This window comes from Streptomyces sp. NPDC007164 (assembly GCF_040634135.1).
GTDB classification, from domain to species: Bacteria; Actinomycetota; Actinomycetes; order Streptomycetales; family Streptomycetaceae; genus Streptomyces; species Streptomyces sanglieri.
The window spans coordinates 36,262-59,060 of the sequence record NZ_JBEYFB010000028.1 but is presented as its reverse complement, the minus strand read 5'-3'; the positions used below and the strand labels follow the sequence as shown (position 1 = coordinate 59,060).

Genomic DNA, 22,799 nt, shown 5'->3' with positions numbered 1-22,799 from the left:
CCGTCAGTGGAGATGGATCGCCAGATGCCCCAGCGGCAGCCCCAGCTGCCAGGCCGGCGTCCACACCTGGGCCACCTCCTCCGCGTCCGGCTCCTCGCCCGCCGGCTCCCGGGGCGGCGGAGCGATCGCGTCGAGGTCGGCCGCGAGCAGCTCGGTCTCCTCCAGCCACCGCCAGGCCGCGCGGGCCAGCGCCAGATCGGGATCCGGGCCGGCCGTCCCGCCCGCCGGGGCCGCGGCCGGCGAGCCCAGCCGCTCCCGGACCCAGCCGCACCACGTCGCCCCGTACGCCGTCAGCAGGCGCAGCTCGTCCAGCCGGGCCGCGGGCAGCGCGTCGGCCACCGAGCCGTCGGAGAGGAATATGGTGAGGGCCAGGGCGTCGCGCCCCGCGCGGTACTCCAGCGTGGACGGCTCCATCAGATCGCCGGTCCGCAGCAGTTCGTCGGCGATGTACTCCGCGTACATCCAGGCCATCGGGACCAGCAGGCCGCCCCCACCGGTTCCATCCTGACGCTCCGGGCGCATCCCGTCTCGCCTCTTTCTCTGTTCGGCACCGCGCTTCACGGAGCATTGAACCGGGGGAGCGCGCCCCGCGTGGCCAGAAGGACAGGATCCGTCACCACCGGATGCGTCGACGACACGAGGATGCGATGACCGCCGATCCCGGGGAGGGCCCGCACGTGCGCCATGTGCTGGGTGCCTACGTACTCGACGCGCTCACGCCCGACGAGACCTGTACGGTCTCCCGCCATCTGCAGTCCTGCGACCGCTGCGCCGCCGACTACGTGGAGGCCGCGGAGGCCGTCTCCCTGCTCGCCCTGCTGCGCGAGGACGATCTGCTGGAGTAGCCGGGGAGGTTGCGGGAGAGCTGGCGCAGCGCGTAGTAGGACCGGGACTTGACGGTGCCCGCCGGGATGCCGAGAGCCCGGGCGGTCTCGTCCACGGTGAGCCCGCGGAAGTACATCTGGACGAGGACCGCGCGGTGTTCCGGGCTGAGGGTGCGTACCGCATCGCGCACATCGAGCGCCGAGACCGTGGTCTCCGCGGTGTCGTCCCCGGCCGCCGTGGTCTCCAGCACGGCGTCGCAGACCTCGGTGGGCCGGGCCTGCCGGGAGCGGCGGGCGTCGATCGCGAGCCGCCGCGCGACGGTGAAGAGCCAGGGCCGCATCGAGTCGTACGCCGAGTCGAAGGCCTCCGGATGCTGCCAGGCCCGGACCAGGGTCTCCTGGAGCAGGTCCTCGGCGCGCTGCCGGTCGCCGAAGGTCAGACCGAGCAGGAAATGGAGCAGGGCGGGCCCGTGCTCCCGCTGGAGATCAGCGAGGGCCCGCTCGTCGGTCGTCGTGGTGGTCATCGTGAACGCCCTTCCCGCCGAGGTCCCTGCGGCTTCGCTGCCGACTGGCGTATACGAACGCATCGGGGCGCCGAGGAACAGGCGATGGGCGGTCCCGTGCGACGAGCGGTCGCACAGTGCGGCGAATGGTGCGGTGAACGGTCGGGCGGCGGCCGGCGCGGTGCGCGCGAGGGGGCCGGGCGGCCGCCGTCCGATGGACCGGTCAGCTCGTCCCCGGGCCCGTTCCGGGCGTCTTCGCCATGTTCGACTTCCGGTACGAGTAGCCGAAGTAGATGACCAGACCGATCAGGAACCAGACCACGAACCGCACCCAGGTCTGCCACTGGAGGAAGGTGATCAGCCAGATCGAGAACACCACCCCGAGGGCCGGGACGAACGGCATGCCGGGGGTACGGAAGGTGCGCGGCAGGTCCGGCTGCTTGTAACGCAGCACGATCACCGCGATGCACACCACGACGAACGCCAGCAGAATGCCGATGTTCGTCAGCTCGGCGGCCTCGCCGATCGGCAGGAAACCGGCGATCAGGGCCGAGGCCGCACCGACGATCCAGGTCACCCGGGTCGGCACGTGCCGGGTCGGGTGGGTCTTGGCGAACCACTTCGGCAGCAGTCCGTCGCGGCTCATCGAGAACCACACCCGGGTCACGCCGAGCATGAAGGTGAACATCACCGTGAGGATGCCGATGATCGCGCCCACCGCGACCACGTCGGCGAGCCCGCCGAGCCCCACCGACTTGAAGGCAGTGGAGAAGCCGGACTCCGGGTCGATGTCCTTGTAGCTCTGCATCCCCGTCAGCACCAGGCAGGCCGCCACGTAGAGGACCATGGAGATCGCGAGGGAGTAGAGGATCGCCCTCGGCATGTGGCGCTGGGCGTCCTTGGACTCCTCGGCCGCCGTCGACATGGCGTCGTACCCGAACACCGCGAAGAACACCGTGGCCGCACCGGTGAAGGCCCCGCTCACCCCGAACGGGAAGAACGGGTTGTAGTTGGCGGGGTTGATGTGGAACACGCCGACACCGATGACCAGCAGGACGACCAGGACCTTCAGGACGACCACGACGGTCTCGAACCGGGCCGCGTTCTTGATCCCGAGGGTGAGCAGGTACGCCACGAGCAGACAGAGCAGCGCGGCGAACAGGTCCACCTTGTGGCCGTCGCCGGTGCCGGGCGCGCCCAGCATCCACTTCGGCACATCGAGCCCCATCTCCCCGAGCAGGAAGCTGAAGTAGCCGGAGATGCCGATCGCGACCACCGCCACGATCGCCGTGTACTCCAGGAGCAGGTCCCAGCCGATGAACCAGCCCACCAGCTCGCCGAGCACCGCGTACCCGTAGGTGTAGGCGGAGCCGGCCTTGGGGATCAGGCCCGCGAACTCCGCGTAGCTGAACGCGGCGGCGGCACTGGCCACGCCCGCGATCAGGAACGAGAGCAGTACCGCGGGACCGGCGGTGCCGTTCGCCACCGTGCCGGCCAGGGTGAAGATGCCCGCGCCGATGATGCCGCCCACGCCGATGGCCGTGAGCTGCCACAGCCCGAGCGTTCTGGTGAGCTGGGTGGCGACGTCCGCCGCGGGCCCTTTCTCGTCGATGTGCTCGATCGGCTTGCGGCGCAGTACACCCTCGCCCACTCGGAGCCTTGCCATGAGTCACCTCTCCGCTGACGGCTGTCCCTGACGGACGCTCATGATGGCCCAGGCGGAGCCGGTGCGGAGGACGGCGTGCCGTCCGGCGGAGCGGAGGATTCCGCGACGTCTACGGGACCACCGTGACGGGCCAACGGCCCGCCTTGACCAGCCGGATCGCCACCGAGCCGACGAACCGGTGTCCGGCCGACTCCGAAGCGCCCACGACCACGGCATCCGCCTTCAGCTCGTCCGCCGCGGTCACGAGCCCGTTGTAGGGGTCGCCGCGGAAGGTGTGGAACTCCCAGCGCACATCCCATATGTCCTTCATCCGCCGGGTCGCCTCCCGGATCTCGCTCACCAGCCCCTCCGCGACCTCGCCGGTCGTATCGGCGATCGGCGCGCCGAGCGCGGCCCCCGCGGGCAGCACCGGCTGGACGTAGACGAGGGCAAGCATGGCGCCCTGGCGGCGGGCCAGCCCCGCAGCGTAGGCCGCGGCACGCATGGAGGAATCGGACCCGTCGAGGCCTGTGACGATCACTTTCGGACCGTCAGTGCCACGTTCGAACTTATGAGGCTGCGGTTCTGTCACGGCAGTGAGGCTATCCGCTGTCCGGGCCGACTCCGGAGCGGGCCGGGGCACGTTCTCGGCCGGGGCTGCCGGATGCCCTGCCGGGGGTCCCTCCATCGGGTGCACATCCGTCTGCGGCCGGTGTCGATGGCGGGGCCGGGACCGGGACCGTGCGAGCAGTTGGTCATGAAATGTGATCAGAGGCTGCCGGGGCGCAGGACGCTGCTGCGACTGGCCGCCGGACTCGGTACGGCCGCCGCCGTGCGCATGATCGTCGCGGATCCGGCCAGGACGCCGGCCCGGTACCTCGACCCGCCCACGGCCGGGGCGGCAGGGCCTCCCCAGGCCGTCCGGGCCCGGCCGGCCGGCTACCGCCTCCAGCCCATGACGGCCGGTACCCCGAACCGCTTCCGCCCGGCGGCGCCGCCGGTCCGTACGAGGCCGATCGAGGAACTGCCCGAGATCGGCCAGGCCATGGTGCTCACCTTCGACGACGGGCCGGACCCGCTCTACACCCCGCACATCCTGGCGATCCTGCGCGAACACGATGTCCGCGCGATGTTCTTCCTCTGCGGAGAGATGGCCAACGACAACCAGGACCTGGTGCGGGCCATCGCCGAGGACGGGCACACCATCGGGAACCACTCCTGGACCCACCCGCTGGTCACCAAGCTCTCCCGGGCCGGTGTCCGCGACGAGCTCGGCCCCACCAGCGAGGTGATCGAGAAGATCACCGGCGCCGCGCCGCTCTGGTACCGGGCACCGTACGGAGCGTGGAACCGCAACTCCTTCGAGATCGGTGCCGCCATGGGAATGGAGCCCATGGCCTGGACCGTCGACACGCTGGACTGGACCGAACCCGGTGTCGGCACCATCGTCCGCCGGGTCCGGGAGGGTGCCGCCCCCGGTGTCGTCGTGCTGTCGCACGACGCCGGGGGCGACCGTTCGCAGAGCGTGACCGCACTGCGCCGGTACCTGCCCGAACTGCTCGACGACGGCTACCGGATCACGGTGCCCCGGCGTCGCTGAGCACGACCGGACCGGGCGCTTCGCCCCGGGCCTCGGCATGGTCGACGACCGCCGACGGGGAAGGGCGTACGGGTGGTGCCCCGGCGGCCCGGTCCATCGGGTGCGCCCGGCTGCGCAGGAGCCGCGAAATGCGCGGGGCCGACGATCCGGTGAGGGCCCGTCAGCGGCGGCGTTCCCGTCGATCCCGCCGGGACGGACACCAGCAGCCGGCCCGGCACGCCCGTCGCCCCGAGTCCCGTATCGGGACCCGGGGCGACTTCTCGGTCGGCACTGCCCCTGCCATCAGTGCGAACGGCTCTCCCTGCGACGGCGCGCCACCTGGACGGCGCCGGCGGCCGCTGCCACCGCCAACGCCGCTCCGGCGGCGATCTTCACGCCGTTCATCGTGCCGACGGCGTCGCCCGGCCCGCCTTGCGGACCGGCCGCTGCCACCGTGGAACGGGTGGTCGGTGCCGGAGCCGCGGCGATGGTGAGACCGGACTTCGCCGTGGAGTCGGACGACGTGCCGCAGTTGAACGTCACTTCGTAGGAGACGCCGGGTCTCGCGTCCCAGTCGACCGTGGCGCTGACGGAGCCACCCGCGGGAATGGTGACGGTGTCGAAGACGCCCGAGCCGGCGGTTGCGGTTGTGGAGCACCCCCGGGCGGCCAGGGTGACCTGGCTTCCCGGCGTGATCACCGACGGAGTGACGGTGAATCCGGTCGCGGAAGACGCGCCTCCTGACGTTTCGGCGTACGCGGTTGCGGACGGAGCGGTCAGGGCGAGAGCGGCGGCGCCGAGCAGGGCGACGGGTGCGACGCCTATTGCGCGCATGGATGAGTCCTCCGGATCCCCGAGGAGCACTTGCGGAACGAGTTTCCACAAAGCGTCAGAAATGCACCTCGACGCGCCAAACGCTAGGAGCCGTGCACAACGCTCGCGATCGGAGTGCGCCGCTCGGGCAACGGGTTCGCCCGAGCGGCGCACCGCCCGTGTTCCGGCGGACCGCTATCCGCCCGCCGCACGGGGGAACAGATCGAGGAACGGCGCCGCGGTGGCCGAGATCTCCCGGCCGAAGGGGGAGTCGAAGTCCCAGATCAGGAACAGCAGAAAGGCGATCAGAACACTGAAGAGGCCAGCCAGCAGGAGTTCGCGGAAGGTTCTGCGGATCTGCAGGGTGAACATCAGCCCCACGGTCACCAGGGCTCCGATGATCAGGCCGAACCAGACCACGCCCGGCATGGTCGCACCGGCGCTCTGCCCGCGTGCGCTGCGAGCGTCGTCGGCCGCGGCCACCTCGTCGACCAGTGGCTGATATGCCTGCCCCTCGTGGTCGTTCCTCGGCCGGTACTGGGTGACATCGGTGCGCACCTTGGCCAGTAGCCGGGTGCCCTCGTCGGTGAGGGCGCCGTGCTCGCTCATCGCCCGCCACTCGTCGTGGACGACGTGGTGGACGTAGGCATCGACATCGGCGCGGATGCGAGAGCGCACATCGGCCGGGTAGACGGCTGAGCGGACACTCACCTCGTGCAGTGCCTGGGCCTCCTGACGTACGTATTCCTGCGCGGCGCCGCGTCCCTCCCAGACGCCCGCGATGGCGAGGCCCAGCACGATCGCGTAGACCACGCCGATCATCATCGTCATGTACTCGATGACGTCAGGGGTCTCGGACGGGTCGTCGTCCTCTCCGATCCGGCGGTTGTTGAGCACGGCGATGGTCAGGACGACGGCGCTGGCCGCCGCCATGGCGAGGGCGAGAACAAGCCATTCCGACATGGTGATCCTCTGGAGGTCAGCGGGAGCGGGGACGCAGCACGGCGACGGCGAATACCGCGGGCGCCGTGATCAGCAGGGTGAGGTTGACCAGGGAGGTGCCGCGTCGCCCGACCTTGCGCGGTGGCTTGCGGTAGGTGGGCAGCGCCACGGGCCGGGGTGTGGGGCGTACGGACGGCGAGGGGGAGGGCGACGGAGGGGGTGTGGGCGACGGCGTGGGCGTGGGCGACGGGGCGGGCGGTGGCGGCACGGGCGCCGGTTCGGCTCGCGGCGGTGCGGGCGGTGCGGGCGGTGGCGGTGGCGGAGGCGGCGGGGGAGGGGGAGGGGGTGGCGGAGGCGACGGCCGTGGGGTGCGGGGTGGCGTCGGCTCGGGAATCGGGCCCGCGTGGCAACTGCCGTCGCCCGACGTGGCGACCGACGAACTGCCCCCGTTCTCACCGATGGAGGCGTATGCGCAGCTGTCCGCGACGGCGGGCGCCGGGGCGGAGAGCAGCCAGAGAAGGGCGACGGCTGCCGTGAGCCGTCCTATGAGTGATCCGTACACGACCGGGAGCATGTTCCGGCCGGTCGCGGGACACGCGGGCAGTGGGTGTGTTTCGCCTGATGGTGGGGACCTGGGGTGTCGGGTGTTTGCCGCCGGGAGAGTGCCCCGGACCAGCGCGGACCCGGCGGGGACGGGACGGGTGCCCGACGCCGTGGGCGGCGCAGCGCCCCCGCGCAACTGGTGTGAGCCGTACGGAGGTTGACGCGGATCCCGGCCGGAACGGTGGACCGGACCTGTGCCGGCTCCCGTTCCACGACGCGGCCGGTCACGCGACCGGTCGAGCGAACGATGAAGCTCCCGTTGAAGCGTCCGATGAAGCGCCCGATGAAGCGCCCGTTGAAGTGACCGGGCATTGCCTCATTGGTAAAGAATGCTTCCAAAGGCGTCACGGCCAAGGCATTTGTCACCATCAATCGACCCGGTGGACTCAACTGCCGGGACATCGGCCGCCATCCGGTCCAGACCTAATCCCTGATGTGAAACCGGCTGCGTCACCGGATTCATCAACGGCCGGTACTGTGACGGCGCCTGGTGCCCGGCATCACCTCCGCCGGACCCGTTCGGGCGTCGAATGTCACACGCAGCGACGGCCTGGTTGCACACGCCACTGGTGTGTGACCAATAACGGACGGCTAATTTCCGTTTCCGCTCGCTCTCTTGGCAGCCGATCAGTAGCCTCTGGTCAACACTGACCATGAACATGGCCGGATCGCCGTGGCGACTTGTTGGAGACATTGATGGAGCGTCCCGCCTGGGCACCGCAAGGCATAGACATTTCGGTGCCGAGCGTGTCTCGCATGTACGACTTCTATCTGGGCGGATCGCACAATTTCGAGGTGGACCGGGAAGCGGCGCGCAAGGCCATGGAGTTCATGCCTGGACTCCCCAAGGTCATGCAGGCGAATCGCGCCTTTATGCGCCGAGCCGTGCGTTACGCGGTGAGCCAGGGCATCAGTCAGTTTCTGGACATCGGTTCGGGAATACCGACCTTCGGCAATGTTCACGAAGTCGCTCAGGCGGCCGACCCGGAGGCCCGGGTGGCGTACGTCGATCACGACCCGGTCGCGGTCGCGCACAGCCGGGCCGTACTCGAAGGAAACGGCCGGGCGGTGATCGCCGCCGCCGATCTGCGCCACCCGCAGGAGATCGTGAAAAGCCCGGAGATCACCGGACTGCTCGACCTGGACCGCCCGGTGGCCCTGCTGCTCGTCGCGGTGCTCCACTTCATCGAGGACTCCGACGACCCGCAGAGCGCGGTCGCCGAACTTCGCGAAGCACTCGCCCCCGGCAGCATCGTCGTCATGACCCACGCCTCGTACGAAGGTATTCCGCTCACCCGGGAAGAGGCGGGCGGCACGGTCGAGGTCTACAAGAACATCCGCAACCCCCTGGTCATGCGGTCCCGCACCGAGATCGCCCGCTTCTTCGAGGGGTGCGAGATGGTCGAACCCGGCCTCGTGTCGATGCCGCACTGGCGGCCGGACGCTCCGGTGGTGACGGAGCAGGAGGACCCATTCGCGTTCTCGGGCTTCGCGGGAGTGGGACGCAAGGCGTGAGCATCCCCGCCCAGTCGTCCGGTGTGCCGGACACGGAACCCGACGGTCCCGAGGACCGGCTCCGGAGATTCGCCACCATATGGAGCCGGGCCATCTTCCCCTCGACGGCCACCTCCTTGACGCGCACCGAGTTCGAACAGCATCTGCTGCCGCTGGCCCGCGATCTCAGCGACATCCTGCACGCCCGGCCCTTCGACGCGGCATCGGCGGGCGAAGTGGGCGCCGCTCTGGTCTCCGCGCACTGCACCGATCCGGACGCGCTCAGCAGCACGCTCGGCGTGATCGACTCGTATCTGGTGCTCTACTGCGGAAGCAACGGCGTGACGGCGTTGTCGACCGAGGACAGCAGGGCCCGCTGCGCCCGGATCCAGCACACCCTCGCGGGTGGCTTCACCCAGGCGCTGCGCGAGCGCACCCTCGCCGAACAGGAGGCCATCGCGCGTTCCGCGCTGACCGCCCGCACCGACGCCGAACACGCGCTGCACGCGACCGAGGCACGGTTCCGCGCCGTCTTCAAGGACGCGGCCATCGGTATCGGCATCGCCGACCTGGACGGCAATGTGCTGGAGGTCAACGACACCCTCACCCGGATGTTCGGCGGGCTCGACCACCATGTGCGCAGCCACAAGGTCAACGAGTGGGTCCACCCCGAGGACTCGCCGCACGTGTGGAAGTACTACGACGAGCTGGTGCGCGGCGAACGCGAGCACTACCGGGTCGAGAAGCCGTACTACCGCAACGACGGCACCGTGCTGTGGACCAATCTGACCGTGTCGCTGCTGCGTGACGCCGAGGGCGAGCCGCAGTACCAGCTGGCGCTGATGGAGGACACCACCGAGCGCCGGCTGCTCAATCTGCGGCTGCGGTACGAGGCCACCCACGACGCGCTCACCGGCCTGCCCAACCGGACGCTGTTCTTCGAGCGGCTGGAGAAGGCACTGTCCGCCGAGGACGGCAGCCGCTTCGGCCTCTGCTACCTCGACCTGGACGGCTTCAAGGCGATCAACGACAGCCTCGGCCACGCGTCGGGGGACCGGCTGCTGGTCGAGGTCGCCGACCGGCTGCAGAGCTGTGCGACCGCGCCCGGCGAGATGGTCGCGCGGCTCGGCGGCGACGAGTTCGTGGCCCTGACCACCGGACGCGAGACCGAGACGGAGGTCGTCGAACTGGCCTGCCGCATCCTCGGCGTGCTCGGCACCCCGATCCGCCTGGACGGCCGTGAGCTGACCGTACGGGGCTCCATCGGGGTCGTGGAAGGGCCCGCCCGCGAACGCAACGCCGCCGAGGTGCTGCGCAGCGCCGACATCACGATGTACCGGGCCAAGTCGGCGGGCGGCAACCGGTTCGAACTCGCCGATGCCGAGGCCGACGCCCGCGCCATCACCCGGCACGGGCTGACCACCGCGCTGCCGGCCGCCCTGGAACGCGGTGAGTTCTTCATCGAGTACCAGCCGCTCGTCCACCTCGGCGACGGCACGGTGCACGGTGCGGAGGCGCTGGTGCGCTGGTGCCACCCGCAGCACGGGGTGCTCGGCCCGGACCGGTTCATCCCGCTCGCCGAGCACACCGGACTGATCGTGCCGCTGGGCCGCTGGGTGCTGGAGGAGTCCGTACGGCAGGCCAACGTCTGGCAGCAACGGCACACCGACGGCGGCCCGCTGCGGATCAACGTCAACCTCTCACCGACCCAGCTGCACCATCCGCGGCTGGTCGCCGAGACGGTCGACGTGCTGGAACGCTCGGGGCTCGAACCCGGGGCGCTCTGCCTGGAGGTCACCGAGTCCGCGCTCATCGGCGCGGACGACGACCTGCTCAAGCCGCTGCGACAGCTGGCCGAAATGGGGGTCGACATAGCGCTCGACGACTTCGGCACCGGGTACTCGAACCTGGCGAATCTGCGCCGGCTGCCGGTGAGCGTGCTCAAACTGGACCGTTCCTTCACCATGGGCATGCAGCAGCATCCGGCGGACCCGGTCGATCTGAAGATCGTCGAGGGCATCGTCTCCCTGGCGCACAGCCTGGACCTCGCGGTCACGGTCGAGGGCGTGGAGACCGGCGCCCAGGCCGAGCAGCTGCGCAAGCTGGGCTGCGACACGGCGCAGGGCTGGTACTACGCCCGGCCGGGCGCGCCGGACCGGATCCACTCGCTGCTGCTGGCCGACGCGGTGTGAGGCGGGGCGGGCCCCGCGCCCGCCCCGCTCCCGCTTTCGCCGGACGGGCCGGCTCAGGCCCGTCCGGCGGCGAGCAGCACCTTCTGCAGCTCGCGCGCCGCGCGCGGCGGAGCCACGTCGCTGCGGTGCGCGAGCGCGATCGTGCGCCGCAGCCCCGGACGGGCCAGCGGGGTGGTCCGCAGTCCGTGACCGGACCGGACGGCCACCATGCTCGGCACCACCGCGATCCCGAGCCCCGCCCGGACGAAGCCGAGCACGGCGTCCATCTCGCCGCCCTCCACCGTGAACGACGGCTCGAAGCCCTCGGCCCGGCAGGCGGCGACCGTCAGCTCCCGCAGGTCGTACCCGTGCCGGAACATCACCAGCGGTGCGCCCTGGAGATCGGCGATCCGTACGCTCCCGCCCCGGCCGGGCCGCGGGGCCCGCGCGGACGACACCACGACCAGGTCCTCCTGGAGCAGCTCCACCGTCGTGAGCGCGGGAGACGCGGCGGGCAGCGGCAGCACCACCAGCGCGAGGTCGAGCGCGCCGCGCGCCAGCTCCCGTACCAGGTCGAGCGAGCCACCCTCCTCCAGCAGCAGCTGGATCCCCGGATGCCGGTCGTGGAAGGCGCGCAGCACGTCGGGGAGCAGACCGGTGCAGAGGCTGGGGGTGGCACCGAGCCGGACCCGGCCCCGGCGCAGCTGCGCCAGCTCCTGCACCTCGTGGCGTGCGGTGTCCGCGTCCGCGAGGATCCGGCGGGCCAGCGGCAGCAGGGCCTCGCCCGCGTCGGTGAGCGTGATGTTGCCGCGCGCCCGGCTGAACAGCTCGGCCCCCAGCTCACTCTCCAGCGCCCGGATCTGCTGGGAGAGCGAGGGCTGCGAGACATGCACCTCCTCGGCGGCACGGGTGAAGTGCCGGGTCTCGGCCACGGCCACGAAATACATCAGCTGCTGGAACTGCATACGTCCACCTCGATCGGCCATGATAGTCCAAGCCTATGAACATGAGCCATTCCATGACTTGGACTGATGGGGTGGATCGGTCCTAGCGTCGTGTCCATGGCATTGGCAACCCGGACGGACCGACGGCCGTCCATGACGCGTACGCTCTGGGACTCGTCCCTCGGCAAGAAGACGGTCATGGCCGTGAGCGGCCTGATCATGCTCCTCTACTTGGTCGTCCACATGATCGGCAACCTGAAGATCTTCTTCGGGTCCGGCGAGTTCAACCATTACGCGCACTGGCTGCGGACCATGGGCGAGCCCTTCCTGCACTACGAGTGGGCCCTGTGGATCGTCCGCGTCGTGCTCGTCGCGGCAGTCGTGCTGCACGCCGTCTCCGCGTACCAGCTGAGCCGCCGCGACATCAGGGCGCGCCCCGCCAAGTACGTGCACAGGAAGCCACGCGCCGGCTATGCCACCCGCACCATGCGCTGGGGCGGGATCATCCTCGCCCTCTTCGTCGTCTGGCACATCCTCGACCTGACGACGGGCACCGCGCACCCCGGCGGATTCCAGTCCGGGCACCCGTACCAGAACGTCATCGACACCTTCTCCACCTGGTACGGCAACACCGTCTACATCGTCGCCATGCTCGCCCTCGGACTCCACGTCCAGCACGGCTTCTGGAGCGCCGCCCAGACCCTCGGCGCGGGCAACGCCACCCGTGACCGGGTCCTCAAGACCATCGCCAACGCCCTCGCCGCGGTGCTGACGCTGGGCTTCATCTCCATACCCGTCGCCGTCATGACCGGAGTCGTGAGCTGACATGACCGACTACTCGCACTACGAGACCGGCGCGCCCATCGCCGACACCAAGGCCCCCGAAGGCCCCATCGCCGAGCGCTGGGACACCCGCCGCTTCCAGGCCAAGCTGGTCAACCCGGCCAACCGCCGCAAGCACACCGTCATCGTCGTCGGCACCGGCCTGGCCGGCGGCTCGGCCGGTGCGACCCTGGCCGAACAGGGCTACCACGTCGTCCAGTTCTGCTTCCAGGACTCGCCCCGCCGCGCCCACTCGGTCGCCGCCCAGGGCGGCATCAACGCCGCGAAGAACTACCGCAACGACGGCGACTCGATCCACCGGCTCTTCTACGACACCGTCAAGGGCGGCGACTTCCGCGCCCGCGAGTCCAATGTCCACCGGCTCGCCCAGATCTCCGTCGAGATCATCGACCAGTGCGTCGCCCAGGGCGTCCCCTTCGCCCGCGAGTACGGCGGCCTCCTCGACAACCGCTCCTTCGGCGGCGTCCAGGTCTCCCGCACCTTCTACGCCCGGGGCCAGACCGGACAGCAACTCCTGCTCGGCGCCTACCAGGCGCTGTCCAGGCAGATCTCCGCGGGCAACGTCGAACTGCACGCCCGCACCGAGATGCTCGACCTGATCGTCGTCGACGGCAAGGCCCGCGGGATCGTCGCCCGCGACCTCGTCACCGGGAAGATCGACACATACTTCGCCGACGCGGTCGTGCTGGCCAGCGGCGGCTACGGCAACGTCTTCTACCTGTCGACGAACGCCATGAACTCCAACGCCACCGCCGTCTGGCGCGCCCACCGCCGCGGCGCGTACTTCGCCAACCCCTGCTTCACCCAGATCCACCCCACCTGCATCCCGCGCACCGGCGACCACCAGTCCAAGCTGACCCTGATGAGCGAGTCGCTGCGCAACGACGGCCGGATCTGGGTCCCGAAGGCCAAGGGCGACGACCGCCCCGCCGGCGAGATCCCCGAGGACGAGCGCGACTACTACCTGGAGCGCATCTACCCCGCCTTCGGCAATCTGGTGCCCCGGGACATCGCCTCCCGCGCCGCGAAGAACGTCTGCGACGAGGGACGCGGCGTCGGCCCCGGCGGCCAGGGCGTCTACCTGGACTTCGCCGAGGCCATCCAGCGGATGGGCCGCGACAAGGTCGAGGAGAAGTACGGCAACCTCTTCGACATGTACGCGCAGATCACCGCGGAGAACCCGTACGAGACCCCGATGCGGATCTACCCGGCCGTGCACTACACGATGGGCGGTCTCTGGGTCGACTACGACCTCCAGACCACCGTCCCGGGCCTCTTCGCCATCGGCGAGGCCAACTTCTCCGACCACGGTGCCAACCGGCTCGGCGCGTCCGCGCTGATGCAGGGCCTCGCCGACGGCTACTTCGTCCTCCCGTCGACGATCAACGACTACCTCGCCCGCAATCCGCACCACGAGCCGGTCGACGCCTCGCACCCCGCCGTCGAGGAGGCCGTCGCCGACACCGAGGACCGGCTGAACCTGCTGCTCGCCGTCGACGGCGACCGCACCCCGGACTCCTTCCACCGCGAGATCGGCGAACTCATGTGGGAGTACTGCGGGATGGCCCGCACCGAGGACGGACTGCGCACGGCGCTCGAACGCATCCCGCAGATCCGCGAGGAGTTCTGGCGCCGGATCAAGGTCCCCGGCACCGGCGACGAGTTCAACCAGTCGCTGGAGAAGGCCAACCGCATCGTCGACTACCTGGAGCTCGCCGAGCTCATGTGCCTCGACGCACTGCACCGCGCCGAGTCCTGCGGAGGCCACTTCCGCGAGGAGTCGCAGACCCCGGACGGCGAAGCCGCCCGCCGGGACGAGGAGTTCTCCTACGCCGCCGCCTGGGAGTTCTCCGACACCGGCCGGGCCCCCGTCCTGCACGAGGAAGACCTCGTCTTCGAGTACGTCCACCCCACTCAGCGGAGCTACGCATGAAGCTCACCCTGCGCGTCTGGCGCCAGAAGAACGCCGACGCACCCGGCGCCATGTCCACCTACGAGGTGGACGGCATCTCGCGGGACATGTCTTTCCTGGAGATGCTCGACACCCTCAACGAGGAACTCATCCTCGCCGGCGACGACCCCGTCGCCTTCGACCACGACTGCCGCGAGGGCATCTGCGGCGCGTGCAGCCTCGTCATCAACGGCGACGCCCACGGCCCCGAGCGCACCACCACCTGCCAGCTCCACATGCGGTCCTTCGAGGACGGCGACACGATCGACATCGAACCGTGGCGCGCCTCGGCCTTCCCGGTCGTCAAGGACCTGGTCGTGGACCGCTCGGCCTTCGACCGGATCATCCAGGCGGGCGGCTACATCTCCGCCCCGACCGGCACCGCCCCGGAGGCACACGCCACCCCGGTGCCCAAGCCGGACGCCGACTTCGCCTTCGAGCACGCCGAGTGCATCGGCTGCGGCGCCTGCGTGGCGGCCTGCCCCAACGGCTCGGCGATGCTCTTCACCTCGGCCAAGGTCAACCACCTCAACGTGCTGCCGCAGGGCGCCCCGGAGCGCGAGACCCGGGTCCTCGACATGGTCGGCCAGATGGACAGCGAGGGCTTCGGCGGCTGCACGCTCACCGGCGAGTGCGCCACCGCCTGCCCCAAGGGCATCCCGCTGCCGTCGATCTCGGCCATGAACAAGGAGTGGCTGCGCGCCACCCGCAAGGTGCGCCGCTAGGGCCGCAAGGGGCACTGGAGCCGCTCGTCCGGGGCGAGGGGCCCGGGCGGCCCCGTTGCCGGGGCCGCCCGGTGACTACACGGCCGGCGTGGCCTTCGCGGAAGCGTCCGGCAGCGGCTGCCCGAGCCGCTCCAGGAGACCGGTGGCTTCGGCACGGTACCGGGCGACCGACGCCATCTTGATGTCCTCGTACCCCCGCACCATGTCGGGCAGTTCGGCGAGTTCGACGGTCAGGGCGTGGTTGTCCGGACCCAGTTCCAGGCACGCCCGGGCGATCATGTCCTCGTACTCGACGACCAACGCCCGTTCGACCCGGCGCACCCGGGCGGCACCGAACGGGTCCAGCCGGGTGCCCCTGACATGGCGCATCGCCGCGAGGGCACGGAAGACGGGCTTGAACCACGGGCCGAGCACGATCTTCCGTTCCATCCCGAGCGCCCGGAGCACGGGCGGGTGCAGGCGGTAGGACATCCGGGCGCCGTCCCCGAACCTCGCCCGTACTTCCCGCTCCACGGCCGGATCGAGGGACAGGCGCGCCACCTCGTACTCGTCCTTGTAGGCCATGAGCTTGTACAGGTGACGGGCCACCGCCTCGGTCAGCGCGGTCGAGCCGGGGACCCGCTCGGCCTCGATCCGGCGCACCCGCTCGACGCCCTCGGCGTACCGCGTCGCGTAGGCCGTGTTCTGGTAGCCGATGAGATCCGGCACCCGGACCTCCAGCAGGCGCCGGAGCTCCGATTCCGCGGCGGTGTCCACCAGCGCGATCACACCGCGTGCCGCGGCGGGGGCGGCCGGCTCCGGCGCCGGGGAACGGCCCTCGCGCTCCAGGGCCGCGGCGAAGCCGGCGGGGTCGCCGACGGCCTGCCGGCCGAGCCGGAATGCCTTGAGGTTGTCCTCGACCCGCACTCCGTTGAGGGTGATCGCCTCCTCGATGGACTCCGCGGGCAGCGGCAGCGCACCGGTCTGGTAGGCCGCCCCGGCGAGCAGCAGATTGGCGAACTGGTCCTCACCCAGCAACGAGTTGGCCAGCTGTCGCGCGTCGAGGAAGACGGCCCGGTCGGCCACTGCGCGAATGCGTTCCTTGATCGGTTCGACGGCGGGGAACGACACCGTCGTGTCGGTCACCATGTGTCCGGTCGGAACCTCCGCCGTGGAGACGACCGCCACTGTTCGCGCCGGGGTCGCGGCGGACAGCTGAGCAGGGTCCGCGGCGACCAGCAGGTCGCAGCCGAGATAGAGATCGCACTCCTCGTCGGCCGCCTTGTTCGACTGCGCCACCGGCTCCCGGGTGATCTTGATGTCGGAGACCACCGCACCGCCCTTCTGCGCCAGGCCGGTCTGGTCCAGGGCCCGGACGTGACGGCCGGCGAGTGACGCGGCGGTGCTCAGAATCTGCGCCAGGGTGATGACTCCGGAGCCGCCCACCCCGGTGATGCGCGTGGTGTGCGAGGCGGGCTCGCCGCCCGGCGGCTCGGGGAGAGCCGTGGCGTCCGGCATCGGCACCGGGGTGAACGCCGCTCTCCCCTTGGCGGGGACGACGGTGAGGAACGAGGGGCAGTCGCCCTTCAGACAGGTGAAGTCCTTGTTGCAGGAGGACTGGTCGATCCGGGTCTTGCGTCCGAACTCGGTGTCGGCGGGCTGGACCGACAGACAGTTGGACTTCTGCCCGCAGTCCCCGCACCCCTCGCAGACCCGCTCGTTGATCACCACCCGTTCTACCGGGTCCGCCGCCAGCCCGCGCTTGCGCTTGCGGCGGAGTTCGGTGGCGCACTCCTGGTCGTGGATGAGCAGGGTCACGCCGGGAACCTGCGCGAGGGTCTCCTGCGCCTCGGTCAGCCGGTCGCGGTGCCACACCTGAACGCCCTTGGGGAGCTTCACCCTCCGGTAGCGCGAGGGGTCCTCGGTGGTGACGATGATCCGCCCGACCCCCTCGGCGAGGAGCGCCGAGCAGATCGCCGGCACGGGCATGACGCCGACGGGCCGCTGCCCGCCGGTCATGGCGACCGCCGAGTTGTACAGCAGCTTGTAGGTGATGTTCACCCCGCCGGAGACCGCCGCCCGGACGGCGAGACTGCCGGAGTGGTGGAAGGTGCCGTCCCCCAGGTTCTGGATGAGGTGCTTCCGTTCGAGGAACGGCTCCATGCCGATCCACTGGGTGCCCTCGCCGCCCATCTGCGTCATGCCGATCACGTCTCCGGCCTGGGCCGGGTCCATCAGCGTGACCATGGCGTGGCAGCCGATCCCGGCACCGACGGTGGATCCCTCGGGTGTCTGCGTCGAGACGTTGTGCGGGCAGCCGGAGCAGAAGTAGGGCGTACGGGTCAGCAGTGGCAGCCGCACGCGGTGGGGTCGCGGCCGGGAGTTCTCCGACCAGCGCCGTACGGTGGGGAAATCGCCGATGGACACCAGCCGGGCAGCGAGCCGGGCGGCGATCAGATCGGGGCCCAGCTCACCGTCCCCGGGGATGAGCACGCTGCCGTCGGGCGCGCGCTTTCCGGAGACGGCCGGCATGGCGGCCCTCCCGTAGAGCAGGTCCTTGACCGCGGTCTCGATCAGCGGACGCTTCTCCTCCACCACGATGATGTGGCTGAGACCGGCCGCGAACCGTTCCACCACCGACGGTTCGAGCGGGTGAATCATGCCGAGGTGGAGCAGCCGGATCCCGCGCCGCTCCAGTTCGGTGTCGTCGAGTCCGAGGATGCGCAGGGCCTGGCGAAGGTCGAGGAAGGTCTTGCCGGGGGCGATGATGCCGACGCGGTCGTCCGGGCCCTGCCGGGTGATCCGGTTGAGGCCGTTGGCAGCGGCGTAGCGGCGGGCGATCTCCAGCCTGACGCCGTCCCGGCTGCGCTCCAGCTCGCCGAGCGTCGGCTGCACCATATGGGCGGTCACCCGGTGCCGGTACGGTGTGTCACCGGCCGTCGGCGCGGGCGCGAGGGGCGAGACGCGCCCGGCCCGTACGTCGACGGTGCCGGAGCCGTCGGCGACGGCGGTCACGATCTTCAGGGCGACCCACAGCCCGCTGGCACGGGACATGGCCACGCCGTGCAGTCCGAAATCGAGGGCTTCCTGCGGGTCCGACGGGTAGAGGGTGGGGATCCCGAGGTCGGCCAGGAGCAGTTCGGATGCTCCGGGCACGGTCGAGGACTTGGCGGCCGGGTCGTCGCCGACCAGGGCGAGTACGCCGCCGTCGGGGTGGGTGCCCATCAGGTTGGCGTGCCGGATGGCGTCCGAGGCCCGGTCCAGGCCGGGGGACTTGCCGTACCAGATGCCCGTGATGCCGTCGATCCGCTTGTCCGGCTGCATCGCGGCCAGCTGTGTGCCCTGGACCGCGGTGGCGGACAGTTCTTCGTTGACCCCGGGGCGGAAGAGGATGTCGTGCGCGTCGAGTTGTGACCGGCAGCGTTCGAGTTCCATGTCGTAGCCGGCCAGGGGCGACCCCTCGTACCCGGACACGAAACCGGCGGTGCTGCGGTCGGCGCGCAGGTCCGACCGGCGCAGGTCGAGCGGGAGCCTGGCGAGTGCCTGGATCCCGGTGAGATGAAGGGTGCCCTCCTCACGCGTGAATCGGTCCTGGAGCGTGGGCCGTGCTGTTTTCTGAGTCACCACGTGCTTTCCTCCGAAGGTGCATCGGTGGTCCGCAGCGCCGGTCCTTCGGGAGGCCCCCGAAGGACCGGCGCTGCGCGAACCATCCGGCTCGAAGCGGTTATGCGGACCGGGGCGAGGCGTCCGGTACTTCGCAGAGGGCGGTGCCGAGCGACAGGGGCGAGCCGTCGCCGCTGCGCCACGCGATGTGGCTGTCGGGGCGTACGAGGACGGCTCCGTCCTCGGTGATCCCGAGGCGTTCCAGAAGGGAGTCGTCGACGACGGTGATGTCCCGGCCCACGACGACCGTCCGGGCCGGAACCTCACCGGCCGTCTCCGCGAACGCCGCTGCCCACTGCGCGCCGGCGGGCCCCGTGATCAGCGTGAAACCCGGGAAGAGGAGATCGAGCGTCGACAGCAGGGCACCGTCGCGTTCGACCCAGGCGTGCGGGAGCCGTGCCCCGAGCACCGGGGCGGGTGAGTACTCCGTCGCCGGGAGCGGGCCACTGCTCTCCCTTTCCGCGCGCCCGCCGGCTCCGTAGACGTATCCGATCTCCTGGCCGAGGGAGTCGAAATGCGGCCGCTGCGGAGGGATGGCCGCCGCGAGCCGCCGGCGCTCGGCCGCGGCGATCTCCGGGTTCGGGCTTTCGAGCCGGGCGGCGATGCCGGCCGTGTCCGGCCCGATCCCCGCCTCGGCCATCTTCGTCGCGTTGCGGACGCTGTGGCGGGCGTTGTCGACGGCGACCGGGCGGCGTTCGCTCTCGTAGCTGTCGAGTACGGATTCGGGAGCCCACCCGCCCAGCACCGCGGCGAGCTTCCACCCGAGGTTGTCCGCGTCGGCCAGACCGGTGTTCATGCCCAGACCGCCGGTCGGGGGGAACTGGTGGGCGGCGTCGCCCGCGAGGAAGACCCGGCCGCTCCGGTACCGGTCGGCGGTCCGCGCCGCCATCGTCCAGGGGCCCACGGACCGGATGTCCACCTCCAGTTCGGCCACACCGACGGCCTCCCGGATGATCCGGGCACACCGTTGGGGCGAGTAGTCCCCGGGCGACTCGGTGGCCGGATCGAAGCTCCGCTGGAACGTCCATCTGCGGACACCGTCCATCCCGATGAACACACCGGGGGAGGTGGTGTTGATGGCCCAGATGAGCAGGGCCGGATCCGCCTCGGTCCAGGGGGACAGGTCCGCGTGGAAGTAGATGTTCAGCTGATGGCCGAGGACCGGCGAGCCCTCGGTCGTGATGCCGAGTGCCTCCCGCAGGCCACCGGCCGCCCCGTCCGCGGCAACGGCGTAGCGGGCACGGAGCGTCTGTTTCCGCTGCCCGCTCTCCACGGTGACATCGACCGCGTCGCCCCGGTCCGCGATGTCGAGGACCGTGGTGTCGTAGCGGACGGTCGCCATGCCCTGCGCGAGGACCGCGTCGAGCAGGTGCTGCTGTACGCGGTCCTGGGCGCAGGAGGTAATCATCTCGGGGGAGGCGTCGATGCGCCGGAGTATCTGCTCGCCGTGCCCCTCGCCCATGCTGATCCGGCCGAGTCCGGAACCCGAGAGGGTCTGTTTCCACTGGATGTTCAGCGCCCACCTGGGGTCCACCGAGTCCTTGCGGACCGCGTCCGCGATTCCCCAGCTCCGCAGCAGTTCCATCGACCGGGTGTTGACGACATGGGCACGGGGATGCGGATTGACGCCTCCGTACTGTTCGCACACGACGCTGGGCACGCCGTGCCGGCCCAGCACCAGCGCCGTGGCCAGTCCGACGGGACCGGCGCCGACGACGACCACGGGGGTGTCGGTGGCCGTCATGAGCGCTTGACCAGCTCGGCGAAGGACTCACCGGACTCGAAACGGCGGACCAGCGCGTCGGGGTCGAAACGGGTACCGATCGGATCTTCCTCGAAGGCACCCGAGGCGAACCACTCGTGGAGGGCCTCCTCGGTGGCGAAGTTGTCGATCTGGAGTTCGATGTGATTGCCGTCGGGGTCCTCGAAGTACATCGAGGTGGTCGGACCGTGGTTGACGCACCAGAAGGGGTGGATCCCCTCCGCGTTCAGCCGCTGGTAGGTGCCGAGCAGATCCGCGAGCGTGCTGTACGTGAACGCCGCGTGGTGCAGGCCGGTGTGTCCTTCCCCCGGACGCTCCGAGGCTCCGGTCGAGATGAGCGCGATCCGGTGGTGTTCATCGTCGTACGTGAGGAAGGCCAGGGAATCGTTGGCGAAGGTGACGCGCCCTTCCAGGACGCGTACGTACCACTCGGTCATGGTTGTCAGCTGACCGGTCTTGAAAACGACATGGGCGAGTTTGCTCGGAGAAGCCATGGGAGCGACCTCCTGGTCGTAGGCATGACGCCTTCTTGTCTGGCATGCAAGAGCAGCATAGGCGCGTTCTTGTATGGCAGACAAGAGGGGGTCGCGTACGGGTCGTGAGGTGTCCGGAAGGTGACGTTCCGGCTGTCCAGGGACGCTCGGCTCGATGTCGCTCCTGCTCTGTGGGGCGTATGGGTGCTCGTTCCCTACTCCGTGGGGCGCGCGGGTGCTCGTTCCCTCATCCGCCGGTGCCGCAGCGTGCGGCCGCGGCCGCCGTGAGTGCCTCGGTCAGGAGCTGGACGACCTCCGCGGTGGGGCGGTCCAGGCGCCGGACGCTGACGAGCAGGCCCTCGAAGAGCACATGGGCGGTGTCCGCGATCAGGCCGACATCGGCGTCGGCCGGCAGTTCGCCGGTGATGGCGGCCAGCAGGCGCCCTTCGAGCCACTCCTGGATCTGCCCGTACGTTGCGGCGAGCGCCTCCGAGTCGCCGATCCGTTCGTAGGCCTCCCGGTGCAGCCCCCGGTACGGCTCCATGTCCAGCAGGAGCGCCACCAGTTCGCGCCGGGGATCCCCGGCGAGGTCCTCGTCGACCTCGATGTGTTCCCGCACCTGTGTGACGTAGTGATCGAGTGCGGCGGCGAAGAGGTCGTCCTTGGTGGGGAAGTACCAGCGCACCGCGTTGGCCGCGACGCCCGCGGCGCGCCCCACCTCGGCCAGGCTGGTCCCCTTGTATCCGCGGGTCGCGAAGAGCTCCCATGCGTGGTCGACCAGCGCGGCCTCGCGCTCGGCCTTCGGAATCTGCTGTCGATTGCGTGGCATGGTACGGAAGCCTATGCCGGGAGTGCCCCGCGCCTGCGGGCGGCGGGTGGCGCCTCGTGGCCTCCGGCTCACCTCTTGACTCTCGTACAAGATATCTCTTGACTTGGGGGCAAGAGAGCGTGGGCCGGTCGAACGAGGGAGTTCGTGATGCGTCTGTACAACACCGATCAAGGCATCGCCAGGGAGGACCGACCGGGGGAGCTGTCCCTGCTCGATCTGCCCTACGACGAGCTGGGCGCGCTGTTGCGCGGTCCCGGCGTCGTGGCGGCGCGATCGGCGAGGACGGTGCGCCGGGTCGCACTCGGCGAGGTGCGGGTCCTCGCGCCGGTTCGCCGTCCCGGCAAGGTTCTCATCGTCGGCCTCAACTACCGCAGCCACGCCGAGGAGGCGATGGAGATGCTGGCGGCGATGGGCAGGGGCCACGTCCGCATGCCGGAGGAGCCGAACTTCCAGGTGGTGGCCGGATCCGCGGTGATCGCGCCGTCGGAGCCGATCGTCCTTCCGGCCGTCGCGGCCGCCGAGGTCGACTACGAGGGCGAGGTGGCCGCGGTGATCGGCCGCACCGCCGCGGCTGTGGAGACGGCGGACGCCGGAAAATATCTTGCCGGTCTGACGGTCGTCAACGATGTCTCGGCCCGGGACATCCAGCGCCGCGCCATGTCCGGTGATCCGACCGCGTCCATCGGTGTCTCCAAGAGCTTCGACACCTTCAAGCCGCTCGGGCCCTGTCTGGTGACCGGGGACGAGTTCGCCGAGCCGTTCGACCTGCGCATCCGGACCCGGGTCAACGGTGAGCTGCGCCAGGACGACCGCACCAGCAGCCTCATCCATCGCCTGCCCGAGCTGATCTCGTTCCTCTCGCGGTATCAGACCCTTGAGCCGGGCGATGTGATCTGCACCGGCTCGCCGCGCGGTGCGGGCGTCTTCTCCGACCGCTTCCTGCGGCCCGGCGACCTCGTGGAGGTCGAGGTGGAAGGCATCGGATCGCTGCGCAGCGGCGTGCTGGCGGCCTGAACGCCGAACCGCCCGGGAAGCGGCCCCGGCGCGGTGCCGTTC

20 protein-coding genes are annotated in these 22,799 nt (G+C 70.4%); 8 read left to right on the top strand and 12 right to left on the bottom strand.

Annotated features, from left to right (window positions below; genetic code table 11):
• Positions 1 to 3: 3 nt before the first annotated feature.
• The gene (locus ABZ622_RS28405) at positions 4 to 522 is read right to left on the bottom strand and encodes a hypothetical protein (RefSeq protein WP_360547892.1); all 519 of its coding nucleotides are present in this window, start codon (positions 520 to 522) and stop codon (positions 4 to 6) included.
• 125 nt (positions 523 to 647) lie between these two features.
• Between ABZ622_RS28405 and ABZ622_RS28400 the strand changes: the two genes are divergently transcribed.
• Positions 648 to 845, top strand: a complete 198-nt coding sequence (locus ABZ622_RS28400; RefSeq protein WP_360547890.1) for a zf-HC2 domain-containing protein — start codon at positions 648 to 650, stop codon at positions 843 to 845.
• Here ABZ622_RS28400 and ABZ622_RS28395 read toward each other — a convergent pair.
• The 3 genes from ABZ622_RS28395 to ABZ622_RS28385 form a co-directional block, all read right to left on the bottom strand.
• On the bottom strand, positions 779 to 1,348 hold the full coding sequence (locus ABZ622_RS28395; protein ID WP_360547888.1) for a sigma-70 family RNA polymerase sigma factor: 570 nt from the start codon (positions 1,346 to 1,348) through the stop codon (positions 779 to 781). The genes ABZ622_RS28400 and ABZ622_RS28395 overlap by 67 nt on opposite strands.
• A 202-nt stretch (positions 1,349 to 1,550) precedes the next feature.
• Positions 1,551 to 2,993 carry an amino acid permease gene (locus ABZ622_RS28390; RefSeq protein ID WP_360547886.1) on the bottom strand — a complete coding sequence of 481 codons (1,443 nt, stop codon included), beginning with the start codon at positions 2,991 to 2,993 and terminating at the stop codon, positions 1,551 to 1,553.
• 109 nt (positions 2,994 to 3,102) lie between these two features.
• Complete coding sequence (locus ABZ622_RS28385) at positions 3,103 to 3,564, bottom strand: universal stress protein (RefSeq protein WP_360547884.1); 462 nt, start codon at positions 3,562 to 3,564, stop codon at positions 3,103 to 3,105.
• Between the two features lie 165 nt (positions 3,565 to 3,729).
• Between ABZ622_RS28385 and ABZ622_RS28380 the strand changes: the two genes are divergently transcribed.
• Positions 3,730 to 4,572 carry a polysaccharide deacetylase family protein gene (locus ABZ622_RS28380; protein ID WP_360547882.1) on the top strand — a complete coding sequence of 281 codons (843 nt, stop codon included), beginning with the start codon at positions 3,730 to 3,732 and terminating at the stop codon, positions 4,570 to 4,572.
• Positions 4,573 to 4,854: 282 nt separating this feature from the next.
• Here ABZ622_RS28380 and ABZ622_RS28375 read toward each other — a convergent pair whose 3' ends face one another.
• The 3 genes from ABZ622_RS28375 to ABZ622_RS28365 form a co-directional block, all read right to left on the bottom strand.
• Positions 4,855 to 5,385 (bottom strand): hypothetical protein, encoded by a 531-nt coding sequence (locus ABZ622_RS28375; RefSeq protein ID WP_360547880.1) that lies wholly within the window; start codon positions 5,383 to 5,385, stop codon positions 4,855 to 4,857.
• A gap of 174 nt (positions 5,386 to 5,559) precedes the next feature.
• On the bottom strand, positions 5,560 to 6,327 hold the full coding sequence (locus tag ABZ622_RS28370; RefSeq protein ID WP_360547878.1) for a hypothetical protein: 768 nt from the start codon (positions 6,325 to 6,327) through the stop codon (positions 5,560 to 5,562).
• 16 nt (positions 6,328 to 6,343) lie between these two features.
• Positions 6,344 to 6,475, bottom strand: coding sequence for a hypothetical protein (locus tag ABZ622_RS28365; RefSeq protein ID WP_360547876.1), 132 nt, complete (start codon positions 6,473 to 6,475; stop codon positions 6,344 to 6,346).
• Between the two features lie 1,130 nt (positions 6,476 to 7,605).
• Here ABZ622_RS28365 and ABZ622_RS28360 point away from each other — a divergent pair.
• Entirely contained in the window at positions 7,606 to 8,424 is an 819-nt protein-coding gene (locus ABZ622_RS28360) for an SAM-dependent methyltransferase (RefSeq protein WP_360547874.1), read from the top strand.
• Positions 8,421 to 10,595: an EAL domain-containing protein gene (locus ABZ622_RS28355; RefSeq protein WP_360547872.1), complete on the top strand. Its 2,175-nt coding sequence runs from the start codon at positions 8,421 to 8,423 to the stop codon at positions 10,593 to 10,595. The genes ABZ622_RS28360 and ABZ622_RS28355 overlap by 4 nt, the downstream gene beginning before the upstream one ends.
• Before the next feature lie 53 nt (positions 10,596 to 10,648).
• Here ABZ622_RS28355 and ABZ622_RS28350 read toward each other — a convergent pair whose 3' ends face one another.
• Entirely contained in the window at positions 10,649 to 11,539 is an 891-nt protein-coding gene (locus ABZ622_RS28350) for a LysR substrate-binding domain-containing protein (protein ID WP_259929004.1), read from the bottom strand.
• Positions 11,540 to 11,635: 96 nt separating this feature from the next.
• On the opposite strand from ABZ622_RS28350, the gene ABZ622_RS28345 reads away from it, so the two are divergent.
• Genes ABZ622_RS28345 through ABZ622_RS28335 form a run of 3 tightly spaced genes read left to right on the top strand, consistent with a single transcriptional unit; the run spans position 11,636 to position 15,037 of the window.
• Positions 11,636 to 12,343 (top strand): succinate dehydrogenase, encoded by a 708-nt coding sequence (locus ABZ622_RS28345; protein ID WP_360547870.1) that lies wholly within the window; start codon positions 11,636 to 11,638, stop codon positions 12,341 to 12,343.
• A 1-nt stretch (position 12,344) separates the two neighbouring features.
• Positions 12,345 to 14,294: a fumarate reductase/succinate dehydrogenase flavoprotein subunit gene (locus ABZ622_RS28340; protein WP_360547868.1), complete on the top strand. Its 1,950-nt coding sequence runs from the start codon at positions 12,345 to 12,347 to the stop codon at positions 14,292 to 14,294.
• Positions 14,291 to 15,037, top strand: coding sequence for a succinate dehydrogenase/fumarate reductase iron-sulfur subunit (locus tag ABZ622_RS28335; protein WP_360547866.1), 747 nt, complete (start codon positions 14,291 to 14,293; stop codon positions 15,035 to 15,037). Before ABZ622_RS28340 ends, ABZ622_RS28335 begins: the two co-directional genes overlap by 4 nt.
• A gap of 75 nt (positions 15,038 to 15,112) precedes the next feature.
• Here the strand turns inward: ABZ622_RS28335 and ABZ622_RS28330 are convergent, their stop codons facing one another.
• The 4 genes from ABZ622_RS28330 to ABZ622_RS28315 all read right to left on the bottom strand — a co-directional run bounded on the left by ABZ622_RS28330 (position 15,113) and on the right by ABZ622_RS28315 (position 21,743).
• Positions 15,113 to 18,640 (bottom strand): indolepyruvate ferredoxin oxidoreductase family protein, encoded by a 3,528-nt coding sequence (locus ABZ622_RS28330; RefSeq protein WP_360547864.1) that lies wholly within the window; start codon positions 18,638 to 18,640, stop codon positions 15,113 to 15,115.
• 100 nt (positions 18,641 to 18,740) lie between these two features.
• Positions 18,741 to 20,423 (bottom strand): FAD-dependent monooxygenase, encoded by a 1,683-nt coding sequence (locus ABZ622_RS28325; RefSeq protein ID WP_360547862.1) that lies wholly within the window; start codon positions 20,421 to 20,423, stop codon positions 18,741 to 18,743.
• Entirely contained in the window at positions 20,420 to 20,935 is a 516-nt protein-coding gene (locus tag ABZ622_RS28320; RefSeq protein WP_360547860.1) for a VOC family protein, read from the bottom strand. The genes ABZ622_RS28325 and ABZ622_RS28320 overlap by 4 nt, the downstream gene beginning before the upstream one ends.
• 226 nt (positions 20,936 to 21,161) lie before the next feature.
• Positions 21,162 to 21,743, bottom strand: coding sequence for a TetR/AcrR family transcriptional regulator (locus ABZ622_RS28315; RefSeq protein ID WP_360547858.1), 582 nt, complete (start codon positions 21,741 to 21,743; stop codon positions 21,162 to 21,164).
• Between the two features lie 147 nt (positions 21,744 to 21,890).
• Here ABZ622_RS28315 and ABZ622_RS28310 point away from each other — a divergent pair, with 147 nt between their 5' ends.
• On the top strand, positions 21,891 to 22,757 hold the full coding sequence (locus ABZ622_RS28310; protein ID WP_360547856.1) for a fumarylacetoacetate hydrolase family protein: 867 nt from the start codon (positions 21,891 to 21,893) through the stop codon (positions 22,755 to 22,757).
• Positions 22,758 to 22,799: the final 42 nt, after the last annotated feature.

What these genes read in the sequence shown, in the direction of transcription:
- ABZ622_RS28405 (WP_360547892.1), bottom strand. Translation starts at nt 522, where the DNA reads ATGCGCCCGGAGCGTCAGGATGGAACCGGTGGGGGCGGCCTGCTGGTC.
- ABZ622_RS28400 (WP_360547890.1), top strand. Translation starts at nt 648, where the DNA reads ATGACCGCCGATCCCGGGGAGGGCCCGCACGTGCGCCATGTGCTGGGT.
- ABZ622_RS28395 (WP_360547888.1), bottom strand. Translation starts at nt 1,348, where the DNA reads ATGACCACCACGACGACCGACGAGCGGGCCCTCGCTGATCTCCAGCGG.
- ABZ622_RS28390 (WP_360547886.1), bottom strand. Translation starts at nt 2,993, where the DNA reads ATGGCAAGGCTCCGAGTGGGCGAGGGTGTACTGCGCCGCAAGCCGATC.
- ABZ622_RS28380 (WP_360547882.1), top strand. Translation starts at nt 3,730, where the DNA reads ATGAAATGTGATCAGAGGCTGCCGGGGCGCAGGACGCTGCTGCGACTG.
- ABZ622_RS28375 (WP_360547880.1), bottom strand. Translation starts at nt 5,385, where the DNA reads ATGCGCGCAATAGGCGTCGCACCCGTCGCCCTGCTCGGCGCCGCCGCT.
- ABZ622_RS28370 (WP_360547878.1), bottom strand. Translation starts at nt 6,327, where the DNA reads ATGTCGGAATGGCTTGTTCTCGCCCTCGCCATGGCGGCGGCCAGCGCC.
- ABZ622_RS28360 (WP_360547874.1), top strand. Translation starts at nt 7,606, where the DNA reads ATGGAGCGTCCCGCCTGGGCACCGCAAGGCATAGACATTTCGGTGCCG.
- ABZ622_RS28350 (WP_259929004.1), bottom strand. Translation starts at nt 11,539, where the DNA reads ATGCAGTTCCAGCAGCTGATGTATTTCGTGGCCGTGGCCGAGACCCGG.
- ABZ622_RS28345 (WP_360547870.1), top strand. Translation starts at nt 11,636, where the DNA reads ATGGCATTGGCAACCCGGACGGACCGACGGCCGTCCATGACGCGTACG.
- ABZ622_RS28340 (WP_360547868.1), top strand. Translation starts at nt 12,345, where the DNA reads ATGACCGACTACTCGCACTACGAGACCGGCGCGCCCATCGCCGACACC.
- ABZ622_RS28335 (WP_360547866.1), top strand. Translation starts at nt 14,291, where the DNA reads ATGAAGCTCACCCTGCGCGTCTGGCGCCAGAAGAACGCCGACGCACCC.
- ABZ622_RS28325 (WP_360547862.1), bottom strand. Translation starts at nt 20,423, where the DNA reads ATGACGGCCACCGACACCCCCGTGGTCGTCGTCGGCGCCGGTCCCGTC.
- ABZ622_RS28320 (WP_360547860.1), bottom strand. Translation starts at nt 20,935, where the DNA reads ATGGCTTCTCCGAGCAAACTCGCCCATGTCGTTTTCAAGACCGGTCAG.
- ABZ622_RS28315 (WP_360547858.1), bottom strand. Translation starts at nt 21,743, where the DNA reads ATGCCACGCAATCGACAGCAGATTCCGAAGGCCGAGCGCGAGGCCGCG.
- ABZ622_RS28310 (WP_360547856.1), top strand. Translation starts at nt 21,891, where the DNA reads ATGCGTCTGTACAACACCGATCAAGGCATCGCCAGGGAGGACCGACCG.